We start from the raw sequence: 8,675 nt of genomic DNA, 5'->3' as shown, positions 1-8,675 counted from the left end.
TTGTGGCCGGCGTTCCGGCACCCCGCCCCCACCCCCGCCCGCCCGGCACCCCGCACCCGTCGCGCCCCACCGGGCCCGCGGCACCGGAGCCGGCACCGGATCCGGATCCGGATCCGGATCCGGATCGGCGCACGCCCGTCACCCGATGTCCGTCGGATCGATCCGCACCTTGACCGCCTCCGGCGTCCGCAGCGCGATCCGCGCGATCTGCGCCGCCTTCAGCGCCGTCGCCAGCGCCGCGCCCTGCCCGGGCGGCACCCGCAGCAGCGCGCGCTCCTGCTCCTCCCCCCGCAGCGCCGTGACCGGCACCGGCCCGAGCACGTCCGCCTCCTCCGGCAGCCGCACCAGGTTCAGCAGGTCCGCCACCGCCGCCGGGCTGCCGGTCACCGAGGCCATCCGGGCGACCGGCGGGAAGTGCAGCTGGGCGCGTTCGTCCAGCTCCAGCCCGGCGTGCCCGAGCGGGTCCCAGCGCACCAGCGCCTGCACCGGGCGCGCCGTGGGCTCGGCGACCACCACCACCGTCCCGCCCTCGGCGGCCGGCCGCACCAGCGCGGCGGCGGCCAGCCAGAGCCGCAGCGTCTCCTCCCCGGCCCGCAGGTCGGGCCGGCTGAGCAGCGCCCAGCCGTCCAGCAGCAGCGCCGCCGCGTACCCGCCGCCGCCCTCGACGACCGGCTCGGCGCCGGGCGTGGAGATCACCAGCGCGGGTTCGTCCGGGACGCTCGGCAGCACCGCGTCCCGCCCGGAGGTGCGCACCGGGACGCGCGGGAACGCCTTGCCCAGCTCCTCGGCGGTCCGCCGGGCCCCCACCACCTGCGCCCGCAGCCGGAACGAGCCGCACTCCGGGCAGTGCCAGTCCCGCTCCTCCTCGCCGCACCACTGGCAGCGCAGCGGCGCGTCCGCCCCGGCCGCCTCCAGCGGGCCCTCGCAGCGCCGGCAGCGGGCGGGCGTGCGGCAGCGCCCGCAGGCCAGCCGGGGCACGTAGCCGCGCCGGGGCACCTGGATGAGCACCGGCCCGCCGGCCGCCAGGCCCTCCCGGGCCGCCTCCCAGGCGACCGACGGCAGCCGGGCGGCCTGCGCGGCGGCATCCCGGTGCTGGTCCTGGTCGGTGACGGTGCGCACCCGGGGGGCGGTGCGCCGGACGGTCTCCCGGTCGGCGGCCAGCGGCCGGGCCCAGCCGGTGCGCACCAGCTGCGCGCCCTCCACGGTGACGGCGTGGCCGCCGAGCAGGACGGCCGCGCCCTCCTCGGCGGCGCGCAGCAGGGCCACCTCCCGCACGTGCGGGTGCGGATTGCGCGGGTCGCTGTGGCTGGAGTCGCCGTCGGACCAGACCACCACCAGGCCGAGGTCGTGCACCGGCGCGAACATCGCGGCCCGGGTGCCGACGGCGGCGTGCACCGAGCCCCGGCTGACCTGGAGCCAGCGCCGGTAGCGCTCGCGCGGGCCGAGGTCGGCGGCCAGCACCGCGTGCATGCCATCGCCGAGCAGCTCGGTCAGCGCCCGGTCGACCCGGGCCACCGAGCGCCCGTCCGGCAGCACCACCAGGGCGCCGCGTCCGCCCGCCAGGGTGGCGGCGACGGCGCGGGCGATCTCGTACGGCCAGCCGGGGCCGGGCAGGGCCGTCCAGACCGCCCGGGGCGAGCCGCCGCCGGCCAGCGCGGTGAGGAAGTCCGGTCCGGCCGGGTAGCGGGACCAGCTGCCGGGCGCGGGCGCGGCCGGACGGGGGCGGGGCGGCGCCGAGGGCTCGGCCTCCGCCTTGGCGTGCCGGGGCGGCACCGCCAGCTGCAGGACGTCGGCCAGGGTGCCCGCGTACCGGTCGGCGACGGTGCGGCACAGCCGCAGCAGCTGCGGGGTGAGCACCGGCTCGGGCGAGAGGACCTGGGCGAGCGGGGCCAGCGGGCCGGGGAAGTCGCTCTTCTCCAGCCGGGCGACGATGAAGCCGTCGTGCAGCTCCCCGCCCTCGCGCTGGCCCTTGACGACGCGCGCGCCGAAGCGCACCCGCACCCGTACGCCGGGCCGGGCGTCCTCGGCCATCGCGGCGGGCACCTCGTAGTCGAAGAACTTGTCGATGGTGAGCACGCCCTTGTCGACGACCACCCGGGCGACCGGCAGGTGCTCGGCCCGCTTGGCACCGCGCCAGGTGCGCGGCCTGGCCCGGCGGACCGTCTCCCGGATGAACGCCAGCTGCTCCGGCGCCCCGCCCTCGTCACTCCCCTGCGTGCTGCTCATCGCCCCAAGTAGTACCAGGTCGCACCGACAGAACAGCAGGTGGCGGCCGCCCGGAGTGCCGGGCTGCCGCCACCTGCCGTCAGACGTCGGGCTCGGCCGATCAGGCCTCGACGGCCTTCTTCAGCTGCTCCACGCGGTCGGTCCGCTCCCAGGTGAAGTCCGGCAGCTCACGGCCGAAGTGGCCGTACGCGGCGGTCTGCGAGTAGATCGGGCGCAGCAGGTCCAGGTCGCGGATGATCGCGGCCGGACGCAGGTCGAAGACCTCGGTGACGGCCTTCTGGATCGACAGGACCGGCACGGTCTCGGTGCCGAAGGTCTCCACGAACAGGCCGACCGGCTCGGCCTTGCCGATCGCGTACGCGACCTGCACCTCGGCGCGGCGGGCGAGGCCGGCGGCGACGATGTTCTTCGCCACCCAGCGCATCGCGTACGCGGCCGAGCGGTCCACCTTGGACGGGTCCTTGCCGGAGAAGGCGCCGCCGCCGTGGCGGGCCATGCCGCCGTAGGTGTCGATGATGATCTTGCGGCCGGTGAGGCCGGCGTCGCCCATCGGGCCGCCGATCTCGAAGCGGCCGGTCGGGTTGACCAGCAGGCGGTAGCCCTCGGTGACGAGCTTGATGCCCTGCTCGGCCAGCGCCTTCAGCTCCGGCTCCACGACGAACTCGCGGACGTCGGGGGTCAGCAGCGACTCCAGGTCGATGTCACTGGCGTGCTGGGTGGAGACGACCACGGTGTCGAGGCGGACGGCCTTGTCGCCGTCGTACTCGATGGTGACCTGGGTCTTGCCGTCGGGGCGCAGGTACGGGATGGTCCCGTTCTTGCGGACCTCGGTCAGGCGGCGCGAGAGGCGGTGGGCCAGGGTGATCGGCAGCGGCATCAGCTCGGGCGTCTCGTCGGACGCGTAGCCGAACATCAGGCCCTGGTCGCCGGCGCCCTGCCGGTCCAGGTCGTCCTCGTCACCCTCGACCCGGGCCTCGTAGGCGGTGTCGACGCCCTGGGCGATGTCGGGCGACTGGGCGCCGATCGAGACCGAGACGCCGCAGGAGGCGCCGTCGAAGCCCTTCTTGGAGCTGTCGTAGCCGATCTCCAGGATCTTGTCCCGGACGAGCTGGGCGATCGGGGCGTACGCCTTGGTGGTCACCTCGCCGGCCACGTGCACCTGGCCGGTGGTGATGAGCGTCTCCACCGCGACCCGGGAGGCCGGGTCCTCGCGGAGGAGAGCGTCAAGAATGGTGTCGCTGATCTGGTCAGCGATCTTGTCGGGGTGGCCCTCGGTGACGGACTCCGAGGTGAACAGGCGGCGAGACACAGCGCTCCCTGGGGTTGCAGCGGCTGCTGACTGAAAGACCCCGGACGGATCCGGGGGCTTCCGGAAAGACTTGATTCCTGGAGTGTAACGGTCAGCTACCGAGGAACGTCACGCGATTCCGCAATTGAAGACCGTCCGCCCACTCTGCGAGATCACCCGGCGGAAGGATCGAGCCGTTCCGCGACCAGGTCCCAGACGACGTCCGCGAGCGCCTCCTTCGGACCCACCGGGACGGGCGTCTCACTGCCGTCGGAGCCCAGCACCACGGCCTCGTTGACGTCCTGGCCGAAGGCCTTGCCGTCGCCGACCTCGTTGACGACCAGCAGGTCGCAGCCCTTGCGGGCGAGCTTGGCGCGGCCGTTCGCGAGCACGTCGTCGGTCTCCGCCGCGAAACCCACGACGACTTGGCCCGAACGGGTGCGGTGGGCGGAGAGCTCCGCCAGGACGTCGGGGTTGCGGACGAGCGCGACCGGCGCCGGCTCGACGCCCTCGACCTTCTTGATCTTGCCCTCGGCGTAGACCGCGGGCCGGAAGTCGGCCACCGCGGCGGCCATGACCACGGCGTCCGCGTCCTGGGCCGCCTCCAGCGCGGCGTCCCGCAGCTCCAGTGCGGTCGCCACCCGGACCACGTCCACCCCGGCCGGGTCGGGCAGCGCGGCATTGGCCGAGATCAACGTCACACGGGCACCACGGGCGGCGGCGGTCGCCGCGAGCGCGTAGCCCTGCTTGCCGGAGGAGCGGTTGCCGAGGTACCGGACCGGGTCCAGCGGCTCGCGGGTGCCGCCGGCCGAGACCACCACGTGCCGGCCGGCCAGGTCGGTCCGCCCACCGCCGTGGCGCAGCACCGCGCGGCAGGCGTCGAAGATCGCGGCCGGCTCCGGCAGCCGGCCCTTGCCGGTGTCCTTGCCGGTCAGCCGCCCGCTGGCGGGCTCCAGCACGATCACGCCCCGGCGGCGCAGCGTGGCGACGTTCTCCCGGGTCGCCGGGTGCTCCCACATCTCGGTGTGCATCGCGGGCGCCAGCACGACCGGACAGCGCGCGGTGAGCAGGGTGTTGGTCAGCAGGTCGTCGGCGAGCCCGTGGGCGGCCCTGGCCATGAGGTCGGCGGTGGCCGGTGCGACCACCACCAGATCGGCGTTCTGCCCGATCCGCACGTGGGGGACCTCGTGCACGTTCTGCCAGGTCTCGGTGGCCGCCGGACGGCCGGAGAGCGCCGCCCAGGTGGCCTCGCCGACGAAGTGCAGCGCGGCCGCGGTGGGCACCACGGTCACCCGGTGGCCGGACTCGGTGAACCGCCGCAGCAGCTCGCACGCCTTGTACGCGGCGATGCCGCCGCTGACGCCGAGCACGACGCGCGGTGCGTCCGTCCCCTCCGTGCTGCCGCTCATGTTCCCCAGCTCTCCTCGTGGCGGTCCTCGGGTGCCTGCCAACCCTACGGCGCGCCGGTGATCACCCGCACGGTGGCACCCCCCACACGCGCGGGAACGCCGAAGGGCCCGTCGGAGCGGAACTCCGACGGGCCCTTCGAACGTGGGTGGGCCCGCCTCAGGCGGCCTCGACCGCCTCGGCGGTCAGCATGCCGGCGTTGATCTCGCGCAGCGCGATCGACAGCGGCTTCTCGTGCACGTGGGTGTCGACCAGCGGGCCGACGTACTCCAGCAGGCCCTCGCCGAGCTGGGAGTAGTACGCGTTGATCTGACGCGCACGCTTGGCCGCGTAGATGACCAGGCTGTACTTGGAGTCGGTGGCCTCAAGCAGCTCGTCGATCGGCGGGTTGATGATGCCCTCGGGCGCGGTCATGGAAGAGGACACGCGAAAACCTTCCGAAAGGGTGGAAAAGACAACAGGTCAGCCTACACCGAGCAAGGCTAGCAGTTCGCTCGCCACCTGCTCGACGGAGGTGTTGACCAGGGTCGTGTCGAACTCCGGCTCGGCGGCCAGCTCGACCTTCGCGGCCTCCAGCCGCTTCTCGATCACGTCCTGCGGCTCGGTGCCCCGGCCGGTGAGCCGGCGGACCAGCTCGTCCCAGCTCGGCGGGGCCAGGAAGACCAGCTGCGCCTCGGGCATGGACTCGCGCACCTGGCGCGCGCCCTGCAGGTCGATCTCCAGCAGCACGGGTTCGCCGCGCTCCAGCTTCTCCTGGACCGCCGCCCGGGGGGTGCCGTAGCGGTTGCCGGCGAACACCGCCCACTCCAGCAGCTCACCGTTGGCGATCAGCTTGTCGAACTCGTCGTTGTCGACGAAGTGGTACTGGACCCCGTTCTGCTCGCCCGGCCTCGGGTGGCGGGTCGTCGCCGACACCGAGAGCCAGACCTCGGGGTACTGCTTCCTCATATGAGCGACGACCGTGCTCTTGCCGACCCCCGAGGGGCCGGAGAGCACGGTCAGCCGCGGACGCTCACTCATGCACCGATTATCCCGGATCGCGGACGATCCCGGGACCACGGGGCACGGTCAGGCGGCACCGCCGCCGAACTCCCGCTCCAGGGAGGCGATCTGGTTTGTTCCGAGACCACGGACGCGGCGGCTCTCGGAGATGCCGAGCCGCTCCATGATCTGCTTGGCGCGAACCTTGCCGACGCCCGGAAGCGACTCCAGCAGGGCGGAGACCTTCATCTTGCCGATCACGTCGTTGTCGGCCTTGCCGGCCTTGATCACCTCATGCAGGGAGGCGCCGGAGTGCTTGAGCCGGTTCTTGACCTCGGCGCGCTCCCGGCGAGCCTCGGCGGCCTTGGCGAGCGCGGCGGTGCGCTGTTCAGGGGTAAGGGGCGGAAGAGCCACGCCGTTCACCTCAGGGTGGATGGAAGGGATTGAACTAGGACTGTTGTGCTTCCCAGGGCACCGGTCGGAGGGCGAACTCGCCGCCCCTGACCTGCGGGAGCAGCAGGTTTCGCGGCTCCTCGGTGACCTATCGCCGGACACTACCCGGATTGCGGCGCCGCGTCAGGAAAAGAACACGAAAAGTCCTGGTCAGCCGAGGCCGACCAGGACTTTCCCGGGCAAAATGACCGTGATTGCGAACCTTTGGCGGCACCGATGTGACGGCGCTCACGTCAAGTCCCCGCTCCGCGGAACCGTCGCAGCCCGTCATGGCGGTGCTGCACAGCGTTCGCCAGGAGCGAACCCCGCCGTCCCGTCCGTTACTTGACCGCCTCCGCGTACTCCTGGACAAAACGGTCGGCGGCCGCGCTCAGCGCCGCCACCGAGGGGCCGTGCTTCAGCACGTCCCGGCTGACGCTCGGCACCACGTTGCGCACCGAGGCGCCGAACACCCGCGGCAGGTCCGCCATGGTCGCGCCCTGGGCGCCGATCCCCGGGGCGAGCAGCGGGCCGTTGATCGCCAGGTCCACGCCCGCGTCCGCCAGCGTCGCCCCGACCACCGCGCCGAACGAGCCCAGCGGCTGCGCCCCGGCGTTCTCGGCGGCCAGCTGCCGCAGCACCGCGGCCGCCACCGGCTCGCCGTCCGCGCCCACGGCGCGCTGCACCTCGGCGCCCTCCGGGTTGGAGGTGAGCGCCAGCGCGAAGACGCCCGCGCCGTTGGCCGTGGCGAGGTCCAGCGCCGGGCGCAGCGAGCCGAAGCCCAGGTAGGGGCTGACCGTCACGGCGTCCGAGAACAGCGGGCTGCCGGGCGACAGGAAGGCCTCGGCGTAGGCGGCCATGGTGGAGCCGATGTCACCGCGCTTGGCGTCCATCAGGACGAGCGCACCGGCCGCCCGGGCCTCCGCCACGGACTTCTCCAGGACGGCGACGCCCCGCGAGCCGAAGCGCTCGAAGAAGGCGGCCTGCGGCTTGAGCACGGCCACCCGGCCGGCCAGCGCCTCGACGACGGTGCGGCTGAAGGTCTCCAGGCCCGCGACGCTGTCCTCCAGGCCCCAGGCGGCGAGCAGGGAGGCGTGCGGGTCGATGCCGACGCAGAGCTGACCGCGGGTGTCCAGGGCGTGGCGCAGGCGGGTGCCGAAGGGGGCGAGGGTCATGACGTCCTTCCGGGGAGCGTGAGAGGAGGGGTTCAGGCGGCCGTGCGGTCGTCCACCGCGCTGCCGACGGCCGCGGCCAGGCTGCGGAAGCCGCCGGCCCGGACGCGCTCGGACAGGCCCTTGTGGATGCGCCGGCACCAGAACGGGCCCTCGTAGATGAAGGCGCTGTAGCCCTGGATCAGGTCCGCGCCGTGCACGATCCGCTGCCAGGCGTCCTCGGCGGTCTCGATGCCGCCGACCGAGACCAGCACCAGCCGCCCGCCGGTGCGGGCGCGCAGCCGCTGGAGGACCTCCAGCGCGCGCTCCTTGAGCGGGGCGCCGGACAGGCCGCCCATGCCGATCTCCTCCACCCGGGCGGCGTCGCTGCGCAGGCCCTCGCGGCCGATCGTGGTGTTGGTGGCGATGATGCCGTCCAGGCCCAGCTCCAGGGCCAGGTCGGCGACCTCGTCGACGTCCTCGTCGGCCAGGTCGGGGGCGATCTTGACCAGCAGCGGCACGTGGTGCGGGGTGGTCCGGTCGGCGGCCTCGCGCACCGCGCTCAGCAGCGGCCGCAGGTGCTCGACGGCCTGAAGGTTGCGCAGCCCGGGGGTGTTCGGCGAGCTGACGTTGACCACCAGGTAGTCGGCGTAACGGGCCAGCCGCTCGGTGGACTTCACGTAGTCGGCGACCGCGTCGGCCTCCTCGACCACCTTGGTCTTGCCGATGTTGACGCCCACCACCGGGGTGGAGCTGGTGTGCGGACGCGCGGCCAGCCGGGCGGCGACCCGGGCCGAGCCCTGGTTGTTGAAGCCCATCCGGTTGATCAGGGCGCGGTCCTCGACCAGCCGGAACAGCCGCGGCTGCGGGTTGCCCGGCTGCGCCTCGCCGGTCACGGTGCCGATCTCGACGTAGTCGAAGCCGAGCATCGACAGGCCGTCGATGCCGACGCCGTTCTTGTCGAAGCCGGCCGCCAGGCCGAACGGGCCGGGCAGCGCGAGGCCGAGGGCGTCGGTGCGCAGCGCCCGGTCGCGCGGGGCGAGCACCAGCCGCACCAGGCCGCGCAGGCCGGGCACCGAGGAGGCCAGCCGGATCCAGAAGAAGGCCAGGTGGTGGGCCTTCTCGGGGTCCATCTTCTTGAAGACGAGGTCGAACAGCAGCTTGTACACAAAGTCCTCCCAGGGCATGGA

At 73.6% G+C, this 8,675-nt stretch carries 8 protein-coding genes; all 8 read right to left on the bottom strand.

All coding sequences use genetic code 11. The features are described from left to right. Positions 1-138: 138 nt before the first annotated feature. The 8 genes from ACFVVL_RS30980 to ACFVVL_RS30945 all read right to left on the bottom strand — a co-directional run bounded on the left by ACFVVL_RS30980 (position 139) and on the right by ACFVVL_RS30945 (position 8,654). Complete coding sequence (locus ACFVVL_RS30980; RefSeq protein ID WP_387681023.1) at positions 139-2,226, bottom strand: primosomal protein N'; 2,088 nt, start codon at positions 2,224-2,226, stop codon at positions 139-141. A gap of 100 nt (positions 2,227-2,326) precedes the next feature. Continuing rightward, entirely contained in the window at positions 2,327-3,535 is a 1,209-nt protein-coding gene (gene metK / locus ACFVVL_RS30975; protein WP_380294587.1) for a methionine adenosyltransferase, read from the bottom strand. Positions 3,536-3,687: 152 nt separating this feature from the next. Then, on the bottom strand, positions 3,688-4,923 hold the full coding sequence (coaBC, locus tag ACFVVL_RS30970) for a bifunctional phosphopantothenoylcysteine decarboxylase/phosphopantothenate--cysteine ligase CoaBC (RefSeq protein ID WP_387681019.1): 1,236 nt from the start codon (positions 4,921-4,923) through the stop codon (positions 3,688-3,690). Positions 4,924-5,080: 157 nt separating this feature from the next. Then, positions 5,081-5,347 (bottom strand): DNA-directed RNA polymerase subunit omega, encoded by a 267-nt coding sequence (gene rpoZ, locus ACFVVL_RS30965; RefSeq protein WP_030056185.1) that lies wholly within the window; start codon positions 5,345-5,347, stop codon positions 5,081-5,083. A gap of 36 nt (positions 5,348-5,383) precedes the next feature. Next, a complete protein-coding gene (gene gmk / locus ACFVVL_RS30960; protein WP_344338787.1) occupies positions 5,384-5,941 on the bottom strand; it encodes a guanylate kinase in 558 nt (185 codons plus the stop codon). Between the two features lie 48 nt (positions 5,942-5,989). Further along, positions 5,990-6,316, bottom strand: coding sequence for an integration host factor, actinobacterial type (mihF, locus tag ACFVVL_RS30955; RefSeq protein WP_030056187.1), 327 nt, complete (start codon positions 6,314-6,316; stop codon positions 5,990-5,992). Between the two features lie 359 nt (positions 6,317-6,675). Continuing rightward, entirely contained in the window at positions 6,676-7,509 is an 834-nt protein-coding gene (pyrF, locus tag ACFVVL_RS30950) for an orotidine-5'-phosphate decarboxylase (protein ID WP_380294589.1), read from the bottom strand. A 32-nt stretch (positions 7,510-7,541) separates the two neighbouring features. Beyond that, entirely contained in the window at positions 7,542-8,654 is a 1,113-nt protein-coding gene (locus ACFVVL_RS30945; protein ID WP_387681029.1) for a quinone-dependent dihydroorotate dehydrogenase, read from the bottom strand. Between the last annotated feature and the right edge of the window lie 21 nt (positions 8,655-8,675).

Origin of the sequence: Kitasatospora sp. NPDC058115 (assembly GCF_042884635.1) — a bacterium.
Taxonomy (GTDB): Bacteria; Actinomycetota; Actinomycetes; order Streptomycetales; family Streptomycetaceae; genus Kitasatospora.
Note: the sequence above shows the minus strand (reverse complement) of the source record. Positions and strands in the feature narration are given on the sequence as shown.